Origin of the sequence: Brevibacterium sp. CT2-23B (genome assembly GCF_013168765.1) — a bacterium.
In the GTDB taxonomy this organism is placed as follows: domain Bacteria; phylum Actinomycetota; class Actinomycetes; order Actinomycetales; family Brevibacteriaceae; genus Brevibacterium; species Brevibacterium sediminis.
The window spans coordinates 163346-182566 of sequence record NZ_JABBYK010000004.1 but is presented as its reverse complement, the minus strand read 5'-3'; the positions used below and the strand labels follow the sequence as shown (position 1 = coordinate 182566).

Below are 19221 nucleotides of genomic sequence, written 5' to 3'. Positions count from 1 at the left end.
AGGTGGGGGTCGGGTCCCGGCCCCCACCTCGGTGCGTCGACACGAACAGGAAGGACGGCCGCTGTGGTGGCCGGTGAACGGATGAAGATGCGGAAGGCGACGGCCTGGACGGCCGGTGCGGGAGCACTTGCGCTCCTGCTCAGCGGCTGTGAAGCTCCCAGCGGGGGAGACTCGGACCTGGTCATCGGCACGGAGAACCTCGGCGGGTACAACCCCGTCAACGGCTACTCCGTCGACGGCAACTCTCCCTTCTACGACGGCCTGCTGCGGTTGCAAGAAGACTCCGGTTCCGGGGAGATGCCCGAACTCGCGCCCGCGCTGGCCGCAGAGAATCCGCAGCCGAACGACGATTCGACGAAGTGGACGGTGAAGCTGCGCGACGACGTCACCTTCTCCGACGGATCGGACTTCGACGCGAAGGACGTCGCCGCCACCTATGAGGCCATCGTCGATCCCGAGGTGGCATCCGAATCCGTCGACGCCTTCCGCATGATCAAGACGGTGAAGACCCCCGATGACCACACGGTCGTCTTCGAACTCGACGAACCGACCCCCACCTTCACCTCACGCCTGGCCGTCGGCATCCTGCCCTCCGACGCCATCGAAGAGGGCACCCCGGCCGCAGACTGGAAGGTCAACTCCGAACCCGTCGGCACCGGTGCCTACACCCTCGACTCACTCACCGAGGACACCGCGGTGCTCAAGGCCCGCGACGACTACTGGCGGACGACTCCGGAGCTGAAATCCGTGACCCTGCAGGCCTATGCCGACACCTCCGCGCTGGCAGCCGCGGTCAAGGACGGCAAGGTCTCCGGCGCTGCCGTGCCGCCGCGCTCGGTCGACCAGATCAAGGGAGAGGGGCAGGAGATCTATACCGCCCGCACCGCCGACTGGCGCGGACTCACCCTGCCGAGTGACAACCCGTTCACCAAGGACCAGGCGGTCCGCAAGGCCCTCAACCTCGCGATCGACCGGGAGAAGCTCGTCGACGAAGTGCTCGGCGGACACGGCACACCCGCCTCGACGCCGGTCGGCGAATTCTACGGCGACGCCTACGACCCAAGTGTCGAGTTCGATTTCGACCTCGCTGAGGCGAAGAAGCTGCTCGACGAGGCCGGGTGGAAAGCCGGCTCCGATGGAGTGCGAGCCAAGGGCGGGAAGAAAGCCGTCATCGATGTCACCTACCCGGCCGGAGACACGGTGCGCGGTGACATCGCCGCCGAGATCTCCGCCCAGCTGGAACAGCTGGGTGTGAAGCTCGAGATCAAGGGCCAGGAATGGGACGAGATCGAAAAGGACCTCGCCGGACAGGCCATCGTCTACGCCGGTGGCGAGCAGCCCTATAACATCGACCACCAGATCAGAGCCTCACTGCACACGCAGACGAAGACCTCCGGAGTCTTCGACAACCCCGCGAACATGGCCGTCCCCGGCGGGGACGAGCTGCTCGACCACGCCGCCGTCGAAACCGACGAGGCGAAGGCCGATGCCGATTACCGTGAAGTGCAGTCGAAGTACATGGACGCGCCGAGCTACCTCATCGTCGCCTTCCTCGAACACACCTACGTCGCCGACACCGAAGGCTGGAACATTCCCGACACGACGTTCGAACCGCACGTCCACGGCTCCGATTGGGGACCGTGGTGGAACCTGGCCGACTGGAAGAAGAACTGACGTCGCACCCGACCGGTTCCGGGTCGTCCCGGTTCCGGCACATCCTTCGCCGAGGCAGCATCGTCCTCGGCGGGATGATCCTTGCCGGATTGGCCGGCGGGGCCGGGGTGTTCGCCCTGTCCGCGGTGTCCCCGTCCAACCCCTTGGCCCACACCGTCGCCGGGTGGGAGTTCGCATCCGCCGAGGCTCGTGAGAATCTTGCCGCCGCCTATGACACCGGCGGTTGGCTGGGTGCCTGGTGGCAGTGGCTGCTCACGTCCGTGACCACGGGAGATCTGGGGTATTCGCGGCTGCTGCACACCTCCGTCGCCGAGGTGGTGCTCGGCAGAGGTCTCAACACTGTGGCCGCCACCCTGTGTGCCGTGGCGATCACCGCGGCCATCGTGGGCATCGCCTCCGTGCTTCTGGCGAGGTTCCCCGGCCTCGCCCATCATTCGGCGACTTCCGGGCTCATCGGTGCCTGGCTGGCTGTTCCTTCGTTCCTCATCGCGCTCATCATCGTCGTCCTCTTCGGCCGGCAGCTGCCGAACCCGGCCACGAGCGCCCCGATCGCTCTCATTCCCTCTGTAGCGGGGACGATCGCTCTGGCATGGTCGGCGATGCTCATCGCCGCCGCGCGGTCCGGGGCCGCCGAGGTATGGTCGACTCCGTGGGCGCGAGCCCTTATCGGCCGCGGATTCTCCCCGATGGCCCGGGTGCGCACCGTGCTGCCGTCGATCCTGGCGGCCGTGCGGGCACCGGCGGTCATCTACGTGCCGGTGGTCATCCTCGGTGAAGCCGCTGTCGAGGCGGTCCTGTCCTATCCGGGACTCGGCAATGCCCTCGTCGAGGCGGCTGCCGGCGCCGATCTGCCGCTGCTGGCCACGGTCACGGCGATCGCCGCGGCGGTGACGACCGGGCTGGTGCTCGGTGTGCGGTCGTTCGGGGCCGGCGGAGATGACCGGCACCTGGCCGCCGGTGCCGGTGTCGGTGGTGGCCTGGGTGCCAGTGCCAGTGCCAGTGCCAGTGCTGGTGCCGGATCCGGCGCCGGTGTGCTCGGGAAGATGCACGCATGAACCGACGAGTGTGGGGTGCCGTCATCCTCGGAATCGTGCTCGTCCTGCTCATCTGCGGACGATTCCTGCCCGGCGAGGGCACCGACTTCTCACGCGCACTTCTCCCACCCGGTGCCGGCGGCCTGCTCGGGACCGACCATTTCGGTCGCAGCGTGGCCATGACCGTCTGGGATGCCGCGGGCGGTTCGGCCCTGGCCGCGCTCATCACCGCAGTCGTGACCACCGCGATCGGAGCGGGAATCGGTGTGGCCTCGACCTTGTCGAACGCGCTGTCGAAGATGTCGACGGGACTGCTCATCGCGACCTTGGTCGTGCCCTCGATGCTGTTCACCTTCATCGTGGTCGGCATCCTCGGTGGGGGTCGCACGGCGATCATGGTCACCGTCGCGCTCACGCATTGGCCGTTGGCGGCTCAGCTCATCGGGCCGAAGGTGCGGGAGGAATGGGACTCCGGGTGGGTGCGGTTCGATCGCCGCCTGGGTGCGGATCGGTGGCAGATCCTCAAGTGGCATGTGCTGCCGGCGGCGGGGGGACGGGTGGCGGCGGCGATGGCCGTGATCTTCCCGTCGGCGGTCGTGCATGAGGCGACGACGGCGTTCCTCGGCATCGGCGTCGACCCTGCAGCGGTGTCGTTGGGGCCGCTCATCGCCTGGGGGCAGTCGGATATGACGGTCGGGGCGTGGTGGACTCTGGTCGTGCCGACGTGCGCGCTCATGGTGCTGCTTCTGCCCCCGACGATCCTCGCCCGCCGCCTCGGAGAAAGGCCGAGATCGCTGTGACTGCTCTTCATCTCCGTGACATCGCGCTGAGTCTGCCGGGCACCGGCGAGGTCCTGTCTTCTCTCGACCTCGAGATGCGCGTCGGCGGCATCACCTGGCTCGTCGGCGAATCGGGGGCCGGGAAGTCCACGCTGTGCAATCTGCTCGCCGGCCTCAGCCCCGTCGATGCAAAGGTCCGCGGAGTGCTGGATCTCAGTGAGATCGTCGCGGTCCGTGATGGGTTTGGTGGTGCCAGTGAGAAGCGCGACATCGCCGAGGCGGCTGTCCCCGGAGACGGTCGCATCGACCTCGGTACCGGGCGAGGGAGTCGGGCGATGGCGACGATGCGTCGTACCGGTCTGATCGCTTGGGCTCCGCAGAATGCGATGGACACATTCCCGCCGACCATACGTCTGACTGACTGGTTCGCACGGGCAGGGATGGAAGGTCCCGACCTGACGGTGTATGGCCTGGAGAACTCGATCCTGCGCAGGCGGCCTCACGAGGTCTCGGGAGGTCAGATCTCCCGCATCTCCTTGGCCGCAGCCGTGGTGAAGTCCCCGCGGCTGCTCGTCTGCGATGAGCCGACTGCGGGACTCGATCCGGAACAGACCGACGCCGTGGTGGACGTGCTCAATGAGCAGGCAGTCGCCAGTGACCGAGCAGTGCTCGCAGTGACTCATGACCTCTCTGGTCTGCAGCGCAATGCCCGTTCCCGCGATCGAGTGGCCGTGGTCTTCAACGGGCATATCGTCGAGGACGTTTCGGCGGAGGACTTCTTCGCCGGGCAATCCGCGAATGCCTATGTCCGGGCGCTTGCCGCGGCGGCTCCGGCGGCCGGCGCGCATCCGTTGCAGGTGGCCGATGGGGCTCGGCCGACGCCGTGGGTGTACCGGGATGGGGACGAGTTACGCCGCCTCGGTGAGGGTGGACTTGATTGTGACTGGGGCGGTGAGGAATCGGTTCGCGATGGGTCGGTTCGCGACGGGGAGGACCGCGATGAGGCTGACTGATGTGGTCATCGACTACGGTTCCACGCGCGTCGGCCCGGTCGACGCGGACGTCCCCGCGGGGACGGTGACGGTGCTGCAAGGTACGTCGGGCAGCGGGAAGACCAGCCTGTGCTTGGCGATGACGGGATTCCTCACGTCGAGCAGCGGGCAGGTCGAGGGGGACTTAGGAGTTCTCGTGCCGCAAAATCCGCGCGAGTGGCTCAACCCGCGGCATACCGTCGGCGAAGTCATCGAACACACCTGGGCTGCGCGCCGAAATGGTCGGAGTGCCAAGTCGGAAGGGCAGGTGGCCGGCTCTGGCGGCAGGTCAGCCAAAGGCGGCAGTGCAGGTGCCGACGCTTCATCTGGCACCTCCGCCACAGGAGAATTGGCTACGTTGCTCTACCGAGCCCTGCTGAGCCCGGAGTTGGCCAGCCACCGCTGCGGAGAACTCTCCGGCGGACAGGCAGCCCGGGTATGCATCGCCCGTGCCCTGGCCAGCGGCATCGATACAATCGTCTTCGATGAGCCGACTGCGGCCCTCGACCCGTCGAATGCCGCGCGCATCGCCTGGCTCATCAATGACCTCTCCACGGCGGGAAAGACGATCGTCTGGGCGACCCACGACCGCGACCTCGTCGCCGCCACCGACACCGGCTACTCGTACATCACGCTCTGAGCCCGCGGTTCACTCCGGGCATGCCGTATTCAGAACGTCGTCTCTGCACTGAGCCGATGCACCGCCATATTTCGTGTGTATTGGTTAGTCAATGAGGTCCGTAACCGGAGCTTGCTCGCCCGGAAACTAGGTGTTGTAGCTGTTTGGTGGGAGCATTTTAACTATGAGCGATGAGGTTTGGAGAGACGACCCTTTGGTCCAAGGCAGCCAGGATGCGTTTGGGCGACTATCCTACGCGAGAAGAGCCGCTGAGCTCATCGGGAATGTGCATTCGTTTGATTCGAGCGCGGTTGTTGGTCTTAGCGGGCCGTGGGGTAGCGGGAAGACTTCACTCATACACATGGTGATTGAAGAGCTGCGAGCCAATGGTCAGAACTGGTCAGTTTCGTGGTTCAATCCTTGGGCAACGAGTGACGTGACAGGATTGCTGAGTGAGTTTTATGCTTCACTTACTGAGGCACTCCCTGCAAAAAAGTCGAAGAATGTGAAAAGAGCTTTGGCAGTTACTGCGTCGGTTGCTGCACCAGCGTTGGATGGAATACCCGTCGTGGGAAAACCCATCGGAGAGGCTGTTCGGCTCGTCCGAGATAAGACCAGCCAGCCAATGCCTTGGCAACGAGCCTTTGCTGAGGCATCGCATCAACTTCGCGAACTCGAGCAACCAATCCTGATTGTGATTGATGACGTCGATCGGTTGCAAGGAGACGAGCTTCTAACTCTGTTAAAAGTAGTACGACTGCTTGGCAGATTTAGTGGTGTTCAATACCTGCTTGCGTACGACGAAGAGACGTTGCATAGAAATCTGGTCGGAGCGGGTGTGGTGAGCGATAGCGGGACAGCTGAGCGGTTTATGGAGAAAATTGTGCAGTATCCGCTGTACCTCCCCCCACTCACAGAACATCAGCAGCTGGCTCGGTTAAATGCCGGCCTCGACCGTGTCGCTCGCTTCACTAGCGATGATCTGGCAACGAACCGTCGTCTCGACGGATTACGTGACTGCTTTACAACTCTCCTGACTACTCCTCGCGCGATCGACCGCTTCATTGCACAGTTGGGCCATCACCTACCCCTTCTGCCGCCGGATGAAATCGATGACGAGGACATGCAGCTACTCATTCTCATGCGTGTTGCTCTCCCGGACCTGTATGCAGTCATCCCTCGTTTTAGACGCCAGCTTCTCTCAGGCGCCACCGGGGAACTGAAGAGGGATTCGCAGTCCGATTTTGAGTATGAGCCGTTCGATAAAGAGGTGTTGGTCGAGCTTGTTGATGTGAAATACCGCGACACGGCGCGCAAGCTGATCGTTTCGCTGTTTCCGAAAGTTCGATTGAAGAGTGAGTCCGTGTCGTACTCGAGTGTTCGACGGCAGAGTGTGCAGAACGCCGAGTACTTTGATCGCTACTTTGTCATGGGAATACCCGATCACGATGTGAGCGACGAGTACGTAAGGGTTGTGTTCGCAAACGCTCTCTCCGGACAGCCATTGGGATTAATTGGTCTATTGACGGAAAAGGATATTCATCTGAGGAGTTTGGCAATCGGCAAGTGCATTGCTCTTGCAGCTGATTTGCCGACAGGCTCCAGTCGGATTACTATCGCAGACTTACTGGTTGGTTTAGTTAACAGATTCTCGCCAGACTTCTCCGAGTGGTCAAATGACGATCGTCGAATCCTTGAATGGATCGGCGACATGCTCAATTCAGTAAAGGATCATGGTGAATCCGGTCTCCACCTGGACGTCTATAGAAAACTCACGAGGCTTAGTGTGCAACTATTGCTTTGGGAGAATGTGACTACGAAATTAGATCGATTTGGGCGGGGCGAGAAGCCTGCGTGGTACGAAGGGATGGCGTCTGATCTTTTAAGGCGAGCTACTACTGATAGTTTGGAACATCTGAAGTTAGGGGATGTGGCTGATAGCCAGGCGGCAATTGCGTACCAACTGCGCTTTGTGCTGAATCTCAATCCGGATCCGCTCCGCACTGAGATTGCTGATCTTTTGGCCCGACAAGTCATCGACCTCGAGACGATTGCGTCGAGGATGGTGTCTGCTAGGACCATGCTCGGAAGCGCTCCCGACTGGCAAATCTCAGACGACATTGACCAGCAACTATTTGAACGCCTAGTTCCGGCAGCGGATGACCCCTGGTATCACCAAACCGCGAGTGATGTCGACCGGCGAGACTTGAGCTGGGAAAATAAGAGGCGGTTTGTCGTCGGTCGCATAAAACAGCCTGCTGAGAATTCCTATATCGATTGGGACAGTTTTTAGGTGAATCAAGGGGTATGCAAATAGTTGTTCAAGGATCGGTTCATCGACGGTATAGTCGGCACTCTGGTGCTGAGAGCATAATGTAGTGCGACTAAGGGCTTGCTGTGAGAGTTGTATCAACATCGGAGAGGCGCACGTCCGCGATGAAGGCCTTTATCTTGCGCAATTGTTTTCTGTCAGAGCATGCTCTTTGTTTCGGTCGGACGTCCTCGGCGGCATGGCTGCTACGTCTACATTTGGTCGCACTTTGCACCCTTCCACTAAACAAGCTGAGAAGAATTTGATCAAAATGTGTTTCTGCGCCACGGCCAGCCGCTTTAACTAGTTTAGTTAGAGAGAGCATCTTTACAGCAGAGACTTAGTGTCTGATTAATGCAAGGTTCGATGCCGAGCTTGGTCCAGTGGTATCGATGACGGGTGTCGGGCACTCCAACGTACCCGCAGATGCCGTGTTTGTTGGCGCTTGGTTCGGGCTCCGATTGGACAATGAACCTGGCTGAAAGAGACTCGCTAATATATTTCGAACAGGTTGTGCGAAAGAAGTGCGGGCTGGAAAGTGAGAGGGGCCAAGACCAAATGTGCTGGCGGAACGCACGGAATGCGGTAGGGCGGATTCCTTGTGTAGGCTGCCGTCGAACGTTGGCTGAAAGTTTGTTGCAATGGGCGAAAAGCGAGGGGGCGGCGCTCGACGGCTTCATGCTTGCACGTCACCCAGGGGCCGTGTCCGCGCCGACGGCCGGACGGATCAGCACCCAACGGCGCACCGCCAGCACGAGTGCGGCAACCAGCCCCACGATGAGCAGTCCGTCGGCAGCGATGTAGAGCAGATGCAGGGACGACCCACCGTCATCGACTCCCGCGAGAACCGCATCCGTGCGCTGATTGAGCAATGGCCGAATGACGACGACCTTGATGATGAGCACTCCGATGAGCCCGCACGCCACACTGCGGTAGACACGATCGACACCCGACTTCAGCAGCGCCCACAACAGGATCACGGCGATGACGAGCTCGACCCAGTTCATCACTCCGAACACCAGCCGACCGATGCCCAGCCCCAGCGGGATCGTGATTCCGGGGGCTGTGAACTTCAGCGGCGCCTCGATGAGCGAGATGCCGATGATGAGCCCGAGCCAGACGGCGGGCAAGATGATCCGAGCGCTCGCCGCCAGCCGCGAGTCATCGGTGCTGAAGAAGTGAGTCATGCCTTCGATTCTACTCCTCGTAGAAAAGACCGGCTGCGCCCTCAACTTCGACCCCAATTACTACCTGACGGCGGCGCAGCAACCTCGCGCGAGGTATCTGGGCCGCCGTCGGGTAGTAAGAAGGGATGGTGATCGGCCCACTCAGCGACTTCGCCGCACCCGCTCTAGACTGGTGTCCATGCGTCTGTTCTCCAACGCCGTGGTGCGCACTTTCGCACCCCAAGCCGCCTCGAGTGCCCCCGACTCGAACACCCCTGCGTCGATCGCGTCCGACCCGAGCGAATCGAACACAGACAAGGTCCCCGACCCGACCTCCACGCCAACCTCCGACCTCACACAGGCGGCCCCGGATGCGATCCTCGTCGATGGGGAGACCATCGTGGCCATCGGCGCCCGGGCCGAACTTCTCGACATCGCCGCCGCGGAATCGTCGACGACGGCGGCGCTCGCCTCGGCGGGTGGGGTCGGTGCCACCACGGTCATCCCCGGCCTCGAGATCGATGAGGTCGACTGCAGCGGGCAGGTCATTCTGCCCGGATTCGTCGACGGACACATCCACTCGATCCTGTACGCCGACTCCCTGACCGACCTCGATCTGTCCCAGACGAAATCCCTCGCCGAGGCGGTCGCCGCCATCCGTGCACGCGCCGATTCCCTCCCGGTGGGCACCTGGGTGGTCGGCTCCGGATGGGACCTCAACAAGTGGGAGGACCCGAGCTACCCTGACCGGGAACTCCTCGACGCCGAGGTCCCCGACCACCCCGTGGCGATGTGGTCCCTTGATCTGCACACCTTGTGGGTCAACGCCCACGCCCTCGAGATCGCCGGCGTCGACGAGGCGACCCCCGACCCGTCGGGCGGCAGCTTCGTCCGTGAAGACGACGGAGAGCTCACCGGTCTGGTGCGCGAGGACGCCACCGACCTCGTCGCCCGCTTCATCCCCGAACCCAGCCGCGAGGATCAGGTCGAACGCCTCGCCGCCACCCAGGAGCTCTTCCTGTCACAGGGGCTGACCGGGATCCATGACTTCGACGGCATCGCCTCGACCTTGGGCTGGAACGACTTGCACGCGGCCGGTCGCCAGGACATGCGCGTGACCTTGTTCCTGCGTTCACCCGAAGTGCCGTGGGCGATCGAAACCGCCTGGCACACTGGTGACGGCGATGATTGGCTGCAGTGCGGCGGGCTGAAGCTGTTCTCGGACGGGGCGCTCGGCTCGCATACCTCGCACATGTCCTCGGCATTTCCCGCGATCGACGGTGAGGACGAGAACTTCGGTGTCGTGCAGATGACCGAGGACGAACTCTTCGACCAGGCACACATCGCCACCGAGGCGGGAATCTCCGTGGCCATCCACGCCATCGGCGACCAGGCGAACCATCATGTGCTCGCTGTCTACGACCGCCTGCGGGAGACGACGAAGGCCGCGGAGGAGAAGTTCGGCCGACCCGTGCGTCACCGCGTCGAACACGCCCAGTTCATCCAGCCGACGGACGTTGCCCGGTTCGCGGAGCTCGGGGTTCTCGCGTCCATGCAGCCGCGCCACTGCATCTCCGACCTGCACCTGCTCCACCTCATCGACGAGTCCGCTCAGCTGGCCGCCTATGCCTGGCCCGACCTGCTCGACGCCGGGGCGCACGTGGTCTTCGGCTCCGACGGTCCGGTCGAGCATGCGAACCCCTTCGCCGCGATCTATGCTGCGATGACCAGGGCGAACATCTCCGGTGACGCGTCGACGACCTTCCAGCCGCACCGTCGCCTGAGTGCCGTCGAGGCGATTCGCCTGCACACTCAGGGACCGGCCTTCGCCGCCGGGCTCGAGGACCGGCGCGGATATCTGGCGCCGGGCATGGACGCCGACTTCATCGTCGTCGACACCGATCCGTGCGCGGCCGAAGGGCTCAACGTTGACCACTCAAGTGTCGCCGCGCCAGAGCGCGACGGCCTCCTCGGCTACGATTCCGAAGAAGCCCTGTTCGCCCACGCCGAGGCGATCCGCGACACCCGAGTCGCGCTCACCGTCGTCGGCGGCGAGGTGAAATACCGGGCCTGAATCGCCGAGGTGGACGACCGCCTCGGCGATGGGCGGGGCCCGCACTGCCCGCTCCCTAGACCAACTGCTCCGTCGATCAACCGACAAGGACGTCCCCGCATGCCCCGCTCGTTTCTGGCCCAGGTCCGCAAGGTCGATGAGGCGACCCCGGACTCCCGCAGCCGCGAGGTCGACTTCCTGCGCGCTGCGGCGATCACCGTGGTCGTGCTCGGCCATTGGACGATCATCGCCGTCAGCGCCACCGGCGGCATCGAACCACACGGACTGCTCGACCAGGCCAGATGGACGCACCCTCTGACCTGGGTGTTCCAGGTGATGCCGATCTTCTTCCTCGTCGGCGGCTATTCCAACGCACTGTCCTGGCGTTCGGCCAGGCGGCGACAGACCGGCTACGCCGAATGGCTGCGGGCGCGCCTGCGCCGCCTCGGGCTTCCGCTCATCCCGCTGCTGCTCGTCTGGCTGGCCACCTGCGTCATCGCCCTGGCCGCCGGCGCCGAACCCGCCTCCGTCCAGCTGGCCTCCCAGATGGCACTCGTGCCGACCTGGTTCCTCGCGGCCTATCTGCTCGTCGTCATCGTCGCGCCGCCGTGCCTGATCCTGTGGGAGAGATGGGGCTGGTGGTCGATCATCGCCGGCATCGGCTTGGCCGGCATCATCGACTTCATCAGCATCGCCACCGAGAGCACGCTCGCCGGCTACCCGAACTACCTGCTCGTCTGGGCGAGCTTCCACCAGTTCGGCTATGCCTGGCTCGACGGCCGACTCTCCAGCATCAGACGCTGCCTGCTGCTCTTCGTCATCGGCGCCGTCGGGCTCGGGTTCCTCGTCGGCTTCGGCCCTTATCCGGTGTCGATGATCACCGCAGGCACCGACACGATCTCGAATTCCGCCCCGACCCGTGTGACCATGGCCTTCCTCGGCATGGCTCAGGCCGGAATCGTGCTCATGCTCCAGCGCCCACTGGCGACACTTCTGCGCAGCCCCGGACTGTGGTTCTTCACGGTGCTCGTCAACCAGCGCATCATGACCTGGTTCCTCTGGCATCTGACCGCACTGACTGTCCTGGCCAACGTCCTCATCGGCCTCGACGCCGATGCCCTGCTGCCGACTCCGCTGACCGGAATCTGGTGGCTCACCCGTCCGCTGTGGGCACTGGTTCTGCTGGCGATCACCGGGGTGCTCGTGGCGATCTTCGGCCGGTTCGAAACTCCGTCCCCCGACGACCGTCCCGCCCCTCCCATCTGGATGCCGATCGCCGCCTCGGCGGCCATCTGCGCGGGCCTGGCCATCATGGCCGACACCGGAATGGTCAACGACAGGGGCGTGACCTGGATCTGGCCGGTGCTGCCGCTCATCGGCATGGTTGCCTTCGGTGTCGTCCGCCTGCCCGGTCGGCGAACTGCCAAGAGCTGACCCTCGCCGAGGCGGCCGGACCGTCACGCTGAAACGTTGCCGCGTCGGACGCGGAGATACGGAACGACAACGGCCCGACGTCCCCGCGGGGACGTCGGGCCGTTGCCCGCGGTGGTCGGTTGACCCGCCTCGGCGAAGGAGTGAGGGGATCGGATGACCCGTCTCGACGAGGTTGGACGCAGCCGTCGGGCCGCCTCGGCGAGGGCGAACTCAATCAGATGTGGCGACCGCCAGAGATCTCGGTGACGGTGCCGGTGAGGTAGCTCGAGAGTCCGGAGGCGAGGAACAGCACCACGGAGGCGACCTCTTCGGGTTCGCCGGCGCGGCCCAGCGGGATGTCGGCGAGCTTCGAATCGATCGCGTGCTGCGGCATGGCCGCGGTCATCGCGGTGTTGATGAAGCCGGGCTGGATCGCATTGATGCGGATGTTCTTGAACGCGACTTCCTTGGCCACGGCCTTCGTCATGCCGACGATGCCCGCCTTCGCAGCAGAGTAGTTCGACTGTCCGGGGTTGCCGACCTTGCCGCTGATCGAGGACACATTGATGATCGAGCCGCCGCGGTCCTGTTCGCGCATGAGGGCGGTCGCGACCTTCAGCCCGTTCCACGTGCCGCGCAGGTGGACGGAGATGACGTCGTCGAACTGCTGCTCGGTCATCTTCCGGATCGTCGCATCGCGGGTGATGCCGGCGTTGTTGACCCAGATGTCGATGCCGCCGAATGCGGTCGTGGCCGCCTCGGCGAGCTTCTCGACGGCCTCGAGGTCGGAGACGTTGCACACTGCGCCCGCGGCGACGCCGTCTCCGCCGAGTTCGGCCACGGCCGCCTGCAGGCTCTCCTCGTTCATGTCGGCGAGGACGACCTTTGCGCCGGAGTGAACGAGGCTGCGCGCCATCGCCAGGCCGAGGCCCTGTCCACCGCCGGTGACGACGGCGACCTTACCGTCCAGCAGGCCGGGGATGGCGGTGACTCCGCCGGTTTCGGTGACGGTGATGCCGGAGTTCGCGATTGTGGATTCAGTCATGGGATTCCTTTCGTTGGTGAGGTCAGAAATGCCGGTCAGAGGTTGAACTGCGGTTTGTGCGCGCCTTTGAGCAGCTGCTTGGCGACGACGACGCGTTGGACCTCGGAGGTGCCTTCGTAGATGCGGAACAGGCGTGCGTGGCGGTAGAAGCGTTCGACCGCGGACTCGCGCATATAGCCCATTCCACCTTGGATCTGCACGCCCTTGTCGGCGATGCGGGCGAGTGCTTCGGAGGCGAAGAGCTTCGCCGAGGAGGGGCCGAGCTTGCGATCGGTCTCGGCGTCCCAGCGCTGTGCGGCTGAGAGGACGAGGGCCTTGGCGGCGGCGACGTCGGTGTAGATGTCCGCGAGCATCGCCTGTACGAGCTGGAATCGGGCGATCGGTTCCCCGCCCTGCTTCGCCTCGGCGGCGAAGCGCACCGATTCGTCAAGGATGCGGATCGACTGGCCGACGCAGATCGCGGCGATGTGCAGGCGTCCCTTGTTGAGTGAGGCCATGGCGGCGTAGAAGCCCTTCTCCTCCTCACCGCCGATGAGGTTGGCGGCAGGCACGCGCACGTCGTCGAAGAAGATCTCCGAGGTCCAGGCGCCGGCCTGACCCATCTTGTGATCGTGCGGGCCGACGGTCACGCCTTCGGACTTCGTGGGCACGAGGAAGACGGAGATGCCCTTGGAGCCCGTGGCATTCGGGTCGGTGCGGGCGAAGACCATGAGGACGTCGGACGCCTCGGCGTTGGTGATGAACCGCTTGGAGCCGTTGATGATGTAGTCATCACCGTCGCGTGTGGCCTTCGTCCGCAGACCTGAGGGGTCGGAACCGGCTTCGGATTCGGTGAGGGCGAAGGAGGCGACGACCTCTCCGGAAGCCAGTCGAGGCAGCCATTCGGACTTCTGCTCATCGGTGCCGTAGTTGACGAGCACCTGTCCGGCGATGCCGTTGTTCGTGCCGAACAGCGAGCGGAACGACGGGGTCGTGTAGCCGAGTTCCATGGCCAGCAGTGCGTCCTGTTCGGCATTGAGGCCGAGGCCGCCGTATTCCTCGGGCAGGGCCCAGCCGAAGAGTCCCATCTCGGCGGATTCTTTAATGATCGCCTCGGGGAAGGCGTCCTCGTCCTCGACCTGGGTCTCGAGGGGGACGACCTTCTCGCGGACGAATTCTCGGACGGCAGACAGGATGTCGTCGAGTTCTGAGTTGTCCATTGCTGTGTCTCCTTCAGGTGGATGCTGTGCAGAAGTCTGCGTGCAAGTGTCGGGATTGCGGTTCGGTCGGGATGAGTCCGAAACGGTGCGATCTAGAGGCTGTCGAGCCAGGCGCGGACCTGATCGGAGTCGGCTCCGAGTTCTGGGGGAGCGAGGTCGTAGGAGACCTGCGACTTCGACAGGGTGATCGGGTTGCGGACGGTCGGGATGATGCGGTCGCCGCTGCCGGTGTCCACGACCGGTTCCAAACCGAGGCTCTTGGCGTGTTCGACGCCTTCGGCGATCGTGTTGATCGGGGCGCAGGGCAGGCCCGCGGCCGAGAGTTTGTCGAACCATTCCTGTGCGGTGTGAGCCTGGAGGGCCTCGAGAAGTTCGGGCTCAAGGGAGTCGCGGTTGGCGTTGCGGTTCTTCGCCTGGGCGAATCGTTCGTCGTCGCACCAATCGGGGCGTCCGACCACCTCGGCGAGGATCCGGAATTGGCCGTCATTGGCCGCGGCGATGATGATCTCACCGGACTTCGCGGCCATCGGCTGGTAGGGGTAGAGGCTCGGGTGGGCGTTGCCCATCCGCGTCGGATTCACCCCTGCGGCCGCGTAGGCACCGGACTGATTGGCCAGGCCGGACATCGCCGAAGACATGAGGTTGGTTTCGACGAGCTGGCCCTCGCCGGTGAGCGTGCGGTGTTGGATCGCGGCGAGGACGCCGATCGTGGTGTGCAGACCGGTCATCACGTCGAAGACGGCGACGCCGGCGCGGTACGGCGAGCCTTCGGGGCTGCCGGTGACCGACATGAAGCCGGACAGCGCCTGCATGAGGAGGTCGTATCCGGGCAGCGGGTTCTGCGGCCCGAACCCGGTCACCGAAGCATAGATGACCGTCGGGTTGGCAGCGGAGACGCTGTCGTAGTCGAGTCCGTACTTCGCCAACCCGCCCGGTTTGAAGTTCTCGACGACGATATCGGCTTCGGCCGCGAGCTTCTGTGCGGTGGCGAGGTCATCGGGGTCGGTAAAGTCGAGGACGATGTCGTATTTGTTGCGGTTGATCGACAGATAGTAGGTGGCATCCTCGTTGCGCACCGGTGGTGCCCAGTGTCGGGTGTCATCGCCTTTGGGGCCTTCGACCTTGATGACGGTGGCGCCGAGGTCGGCGAGCATCATCGTCGAGTACGGTCCGGCCAGCACGCGGGAGAAGTCGACGACGATCTGTCCCGACAAGGGACCCGAGCCGGCGCGGGGGAGGAACTCCTCGAGGCGGTCGTGGGCAGGCGACCGATGGTGATCGCGTCCGGAGCCGCTGTCGTGGTGCTCAGAAGTGGTCGACTGCTTCATCGTCGAATGTCTTCCTCTCGTCGGGCCGCCGGCGCTGCTGTGTGCTGTCGAGCTCGGCATTCTGGGCCCGTGCTTGAGCAGCGGGCGCGTGGTCCGTCCCACCATATAACAGGATCAGCAATAATGTACATGGATTATTATCGGAACAGGTATTGGCTGGGATGTCGGTCGGGGCAACGGCAGAGGCTCCAGCGCGGATTCGGAAAAGGAGCAGTCGATGGAGATTCAGCAGGTCAAAGCGTTCCTCGCAGTCGCCGAAGAGCTGCACTTCGGTCGTGCGGCCGAACGGCTCGGAATGCTGCAGCCGCCGCTCAGCCGCACGATCCGCGCGCTCGAGGACCACCTCGGCGTCGATCTGTTCCGACGCACGACCCGCAATGTGGCGCTGACCGCGGCGGGAGAGGCGCTGGTGGAGCCGGCGCGGAAGATGATCGAGTACCGAACCTTGGCCGCCGAGGCGGTGCGCCGGGCCGCCGATGGGCAGACCGGACACATCGAATTCGGATTCGCCCACTCGTCATCGCGCAGACTGGCCGCGGCGCTCGTGACTGCATCCACCGCGCACAGGCCGGGGGTCAGCTTCGGGCTCCACTCCGATGTCTACGCCGAGGAGGGGATCACCCGCCTCGTCGACGGCTCGCTCGACCTCGCGCTTGTGAGGTGGGCGAAGCAGCCACCCGGGGTCACAGGTCGGCCGGTGATGGTCGAGCGTCTCTCGGCAGCCCTGCCGGTGGGTCATCGTCTGGCGGGACGCGCCTCGGTGCGGGTGGACGAGCTTGCCGACGAGGATTTCATCGCTCTTCCCGAGCATCCTTCCTCGACGTTGCGGGAGGCGACGCTGCGTCTGTGCCACGAAGCGGGATTCGCACCGCGCGTAGTTCAGAGCGCGCCGGATTCGCAGACGATCGGCGCCCTGGTCGCGGCCGGCCTCGGCATCTCGATCACCTTCGACTCGGTGTCCGCCTCCACCCGTGAGGTCGGCACCATGGCCGTGCCCCTCAATATCCCCGAGGAGCCCACGAAGCTCTACCTCGCCCACCGCACCGACCACGGGAAGGCCTCCGTGGAAGCGGTGCTCACCCTCGCCGAGGAGGTCCTGCCGACCGTTGGATGATGGCGGTGGCGGGCCGGTTCACAGCTGCTCGTTCCAGGTGTCGAGGCGGTGGCGAAGATCCTCGGCGGTCATGTCGGTGAGGCCGATCCCGTGGTAGTTCGGCAGCCAGGTCTCGACGCGATCATGGGCACGTGCCGCAGCTTGGACGTCCCATGCGCGGATGTCATGGATGCGGCGGCCGAGGAGTCGTTCGTACTCGTCGAGAAAGTCGGCGGCCGCCTCGGGGGAACCGAGCAGCACGAGATCCTGACGGCACCAAGCGAGGTCGACTCCGCGAGGTCCGCGGCTCGCGCCCGACCAGTCGACGACTCCGGTGAGGCGCCCGCCCGTCCACAAGGCATTGCCTGCCCAGAAATCGGTGTGCGTGAGGACCTCTTCGTCGCGGTCGAGGTTCGCCCACTCCCGCTGGGCGCGAATTGCGATGGCAGAGTCTCCTGGCGGCGGGGACTGCGGAGTCTGAGGCAGGCCGGTACCGTCGAGTTCGTGGACGCGCACCAGTGCCGCGGCCATCTCGCGGGCGATGGTGGTCAGAGGCGTCGCCGGATCCGGTGGTGAGCCCGGGGCACGGGTCGTGACGATGACCGGATCGTTGGTGTCGGCATTGTGGGCGATGAGGTGGGGGACGAGATCACCGAGCGGGCTCAGCCGGTCCAGCAACTCGGCTTCCCTGATCGCCGCATCATGGCCGGCGGGGAATGCGCGGACGACTAGCTCCGCGTCTCCGTCGCGGGCTGCTATGGTCAGCGCGTGCTGACCGCCGGCAAGGGTCTCTTTGTAGCTCAGCTCTCGGCCGATCAGGGCCGAAGCTGTCGTGAGGGCGCGTGCGCGGCGGCTTCGCTCGGCCGTCCTGAGCTGTCTCTTCAGCCCTTCGGCATAGCGCCGGGCCATCAACTCCTGGGCCGCCACGGTCACCGGAGCGCCCAGACGGAGGAGAGGAAGTGCTGGGACGGAATCGGCGCTGATGGTCACGCCGAGGCGGCCGTCAGTGCCGATGGATACGAGGAAAGTCTCCTCACCGTTCTCGAGGTGGCCCGGCAGGGTGCGATAGGTGAAACCGGCGCGATCCTTCTCATCGAACACCCGTGTGACGACGCACGAACCCACGGGCACGAGCAGATCGCGACCGCGCAGCCGCCTCGGTGGGGCGGGCCATGCGGGATTGAGTCCCAGGTCGACGATCTGACCTTCGGATACGCGACGGCTCGGACGGACCACCACGCCGGCGAGTTCCTGCAGCATCCAGGAGAAGATCGCTTCTCGGGCGAGCGGGAACTGGTCGCCCGAGCCGAGGTCGAGATGGAACTCGAGATGATTCATGACTCCATTCTCGTCTAGTTCACTCGTTCGATGGCCGTAGTCCTTGTCTTCCTCCGACGGCTGGGCCTACGATGAGAACTGATCGCTGAACGAACGCTCGCTTCAGGGTGATTCGCCAGGTCAGCGCCGAATGACCATGTCAGAGCACGAACACTGGAGTTCATCTATGTCAGACAGCACCTCCGCCACTCAGTCGGCAGCCACCTCGGCGGCTCCGAAATCCGGTCGCCGCTTCGAAGGACAGGTCGCTGTCATCACCGGCGCCAGCCGTGGCATCGGTCTAGGAATCGCTCGGCGGCTGAACGCGGAGGGGGCCACCGTCGTCCTCACCGCGCGCAAGCCCGAAGCGCTGGGTGAGGCGGTCGCCGAGTTCCCCGAAGGCACGGCGCTCGCCATTGCAGGCAAGGCCGACGACCCGGCTCACAGGGCAGAGGTATTCGACACGGTCGCTGAGAAGTTCGGTCGCCTCGATGTGCTCGTGGCCAACGCCGGAATCAACCCGGTCTACGGCCCGCTCGTCGATATGGAGCTCGACGCTGCGCGGAAGATCTTCGACGTCAACGTCCTCGGCACGCTGGCCTGGGTGCAGGACGCCGTCCACCATGAGGGCCTGAACTTCCGCGAGAACAAGGGCCGCGTCGTCACCCTGTCGTCGGTCGCCGGCCAGATCCCGAGCGAAGGCATCGGCTTCTACGGAATCTCGAAGGCCGCGGTCTCGCATCTGACGAAGACGCTCGCCGTGGAGCTCGGGCCCGATATCCGCGTCAATGCCGTCGCCCCGGCCGTGGTCAAGACGAAGTTCGCCACCGCGCTCTACGAAGGCAGGGAAGAGGAGGTCGCCTCCGCATACCCGGTCAAGCGCCTCGGGACTCCTGAGGACATTGCCGGTGCCGTCGCCTATCTGGCCTCGGACGACGCCGACTGGATCACCGCGCAGGTGCTCACCGCCGATGGGGGAGTCGTCACCGCCGGCGGCAGCGCCTGAAACCGAGACTGAGCCTGCGGCTGAACCTCGGTTGCCGATAACCGGCAGCCCGAAATCAGGTCGCTTTCGGACATCTGCACCTGAAACTAGGTCGCCATCGGACACTTCTCTTGACGGAAAGTATCCGATGGCGACCCAAGTTCTTCTGCTGTG

At 64.4% G+C, this 19221-nt stretch carries 15 protein-coding genes; 10 read left to right on the top strand and 5 right to left on the bottom strand.

Features of this window, described 5'->3' with window-relative positions; translation table 11 throughout:
- Positions 1–63 precede the first annotated feature (63 nt).
- From HIM68_RS11820 to HIM68_RS11795, 6 genes are all read left to right on the top strand, one after another.
- Positions 64–1674 carry an ABC transporter substrate-binding protein gene (locus HIM68_RS11820; RefSeq protein ID WP_172172420.1) on the top strand — a complete coding sequence of 537 codons (1611 nt, stop codon included), beginning with the start codon at positions 64–66 and terminating at the stop codon, positions 1672–1674.
- A complete protein-coding gene (locus HIM68_RS11815) occupies positions 1641–2729 on the top strand; it encodes an ABC transporter permease subunit (protein WP_172172418.1) in 1089 nt (362 codons plus the stop codon). Before HIM68_RS11820 ends, HIM68_RS11815 begins: the two co-directional genes overlap by 34 nt.
- Positions 2726–3508 carry an ABC transporter permease gene (locus HIM68_RS11810; RefSeq protein WP_172172416.1) on the top strand — a complete coding sequence of 261 codons (783 nt, stop codon included), beginning with the start codon at positions 2726–2728 and terminating at the stop codon, positions 3506–3508. Before HIM68_RS11815 ends, HIM68_RS11810 begins: the two co-directional genes overlap by 4 nt.
- A complete protein-coding gene (locus HIM68_RS11805; protein ID WP_172172414.1) occupies positions 3505–4500 on the top strand; it encodes an ATP-binding cassette domain-containing protein in 996 nt (331 codons plus the stop codon). The genes HIM68_RS11810 and HIM68_RS11805 overlap by 4 nt, the downstream gene beginning before the upstream one ends.
- A complete protein-coding gene (locus HIM68_RS11800; RefSeq protein WP_172172411.1) occupies positions 4487–5158 on the top strand; it encodes an ATP-binding cassette domain-containing protein in 672 nt (223 codons plus the stop codon). Before HIM68_RS11805 ends, HIM68_RS11800 begins: the two co-directional genes overlap by 14 nt.
- A gap of 163 nt (positions 5159–5321) precedes the next feature.
- Positions 5322–7430, top strand: a complete 2109-nt coding sequence (locus HIM68_RS11795) for a KAP family NTPase (RefSeq protein WP_172172409.1) — start codon at positions 5322–5324, stop codon at positions 7428–7430.
- A 707-nt stretch (positions 7431–8137) separates the two neighbouring features.
- On the opposite strand, the gene HIM68_RS11790 is transcribed toward HIM68_RS11795, so the two are convergent.
- Positions 8138–8635, bottom strand: a complete 498-nt coding sequence (locus HIM68_RS11790) for a hypothetical protein (protein WP_172172407.1) — start codon at positions 8633–8635, stop codon at positions 8138–8140.
- A 178-nt stretch (positions 8636–8813) separates the two neighbouring features.
- Between HIM68_RS11790 and HIM68_RS11785 the strand changes: the two genes are divergently transcribed.
- Both HIM68_RS11785 and HIM68_RS11780 read left to right on the top strand, forming a co-directional pair.
- Positions 8814–10688 (top strand): amidohydrolase, encoded by a 1875-nt coding sequence (locus tag HIM68_RS11785; RefSeq protein ID WP_172172405.1) that lies wholly within the window; start codon positions 8814–8816, stop codon positions 10686–10688.
- Between the two features lie 99 nt (positions 10689–10787).
- A complete protein-coding gene (locus HIM68_RS11780) occupies positions 10788–12101 on the top strand; it encodes an acyltransferase family protein (protein ID WP_172172403.1) in 1314 nt (437 codons plus the stop codon).
- Between the two features lie 214 nt (positions 12102–12315).
- Here the strand turns inward: HIM68_RS11780 and fabG are convergent, their stop codons facing one another.
- From fabG to HIM68_RS11765, 3 genes are all read right to left on the bottom strand, one after another.
- Positions 12316–13125, bottom strand: coding sequence for a 3-oxoacyl-ACP reductase FabG (gene fabG / locus HIM68_RS11775; RefSeq protein ID WP_172172401.1), 810 nt, complete (start codon positions 13123–13125; stop codon positions 12316–12318).
- 35 nt (positions 13126–13160) lie between these two features.
- Positions 13161–14324: an acyl-CoA dehydrogenase family protein gene (locus HIM68_RS11770; protein WP_172172399.1), complete on the bottom strand. Its 1164-nt coding sequence runs from the start codon at positions 14322–14324 to the stop codon at positions 13161–13163.
- Positions 14325–14416: 92 nt separating this feature from the next.
- Complete coding sequence (locus HIM68_RS11765) at positions 14417–15652, bottom strand: CaiB/BaiF CoA-transferase family protein (protein ID WP_172172397.1); 1236 nt, start codon at positions 15650–15652, stop codon at positions 14417–14419.
- Between the two features lie 217 nt (positions 15653–15869).
- On the opposite strand from HIM68_RS11765, the gene HIM68_RS11760 reads away from it, so the two are divergent.
- The gene (locus HIM68_RS11760; protein ID WP_172172395.1) at positions 15870–16766 is read left to right on the top strand and encodes a LysR substrate-binding domain-containing protein; all 897 of its coding nucleotides are present in this window, start codon (positions 15870–15872) and stop codon (positions 16764–16766) included.
- Positions 16767–16784: 18 nt separating this feature from the next.
- On the opposite strand, the gene HIM68_RS11755 is transcribed toward HIM68_RS11760, so the two are convergent.
- Positions 16785–18083 carry a DUF1990 family protein gene (locus HIM68_RS11755; RefSeq protein WP_172172393.1) on the bottom strand — a complete coding sequence of 433 codons (1299 nt, stop codon included), beginning with the start codon at positions 18081–18083 and terminating at the stop codon, positions 16785–16787.
- A 166-nt stretch (positions 18084–18249) separates the two neighbouring features.
- Here HIM68_RS11755 and HIM68_RS11750 point away from each other — a divergent pair, with 166 nt between their 5' ends.
- Entirely contained in the window at positions 18250–19068 is an 819-nt protein-coding gene (locus HIM68_RS11750) for an SDR family oxidoreductase (RefSeq protein WP_172172391.1), read from the top strand.
- The last annotated feature ends 153 nt before the right edge of the window (positions 19069–19221 follow it).

Coding starts and splice junctions, on each gene's coding strand:
- HIM68_RS11810 (WP_172172416.1), top strand. CDS start 2,726: ATGAACCGACGAGTGTGGGGTGCCGTCATCCTCGGAATCGTGCTCGTC.
- HIM68_RS11800 (WP_172172411.1), top strand. CDS start 4,487: ATGAGGCTGACTGATGTGGTCATCGACTACGGTTCCACGCGCGTCGGC.
- HIM68_RS11795 (WP_172172409.1), top strand. CDS start 5,322: ATGAGCGATGAGGTTTGGAGAGACGACCCTTTGGTCCAAGGCAGCCAG.
- HIM68_RS11790 (WP_172172407.1), bottom strand. CDS start 8,635: ATGACTCACTTCTTCAGCACCGATGACTCGCGGCTGGCGGCGAGCGCT.
- HIM68_RS11785 (WP_172172405.1), top strand. CDS start 8,814: ATGCGTCTGTTCTCCAACGCCGTGGTGCGCACTTTCGCACCCCAAGCC.
- HIM68_RS11780 (WP_172172403.1), top strand. CDS start 10,788: ATGCCCCGCTCGTTTCTGGCCCAGGTCCGCAAGGTCGATGAGGCGACC.
- fabG (WP_172172401.1), bottom strand. CDS start 13,125: ATGACTGAATCCACAATCGCGAACTCCGGCATCACCGTCACCGAAACC.
- HIM68_RS11770 (WP_172172399.1), bottom strand. CDS start 14,324: ATGGACAACTCAGAACTCGACGACATCCTGTCTGCCGTCCGAGAATTC.
- HIM68_RS11765 (WP_172172397.1), bottom strand. CDS start 15,652: ATGAAGCAGTCGACCACTTCTGAGCACCACGACAGCGGCTCCGGACGC.
- HIM68_RS11760 (WP_172172395.1), top strand. CDS start 15,870: ATGGAGATTCAGCAGGTCAAAGCGTTCCTCGCAGTCGCCGAAGAGCTG.
- HIM68_RS11755 (WP_172172393.1), bottom strand. CDS start 18,083: ATGAATCATCTCGAGTTCCATCTCGACCTCGGCTCGGGCGACCAGTTC.
- HIM68_RS11750 (WP_172172391.1), top strand. CDS start 18,250: ATGTCAGACAGCACCTCCGCCACTCAGTCGGCAGCCACCTCGGCGGCT.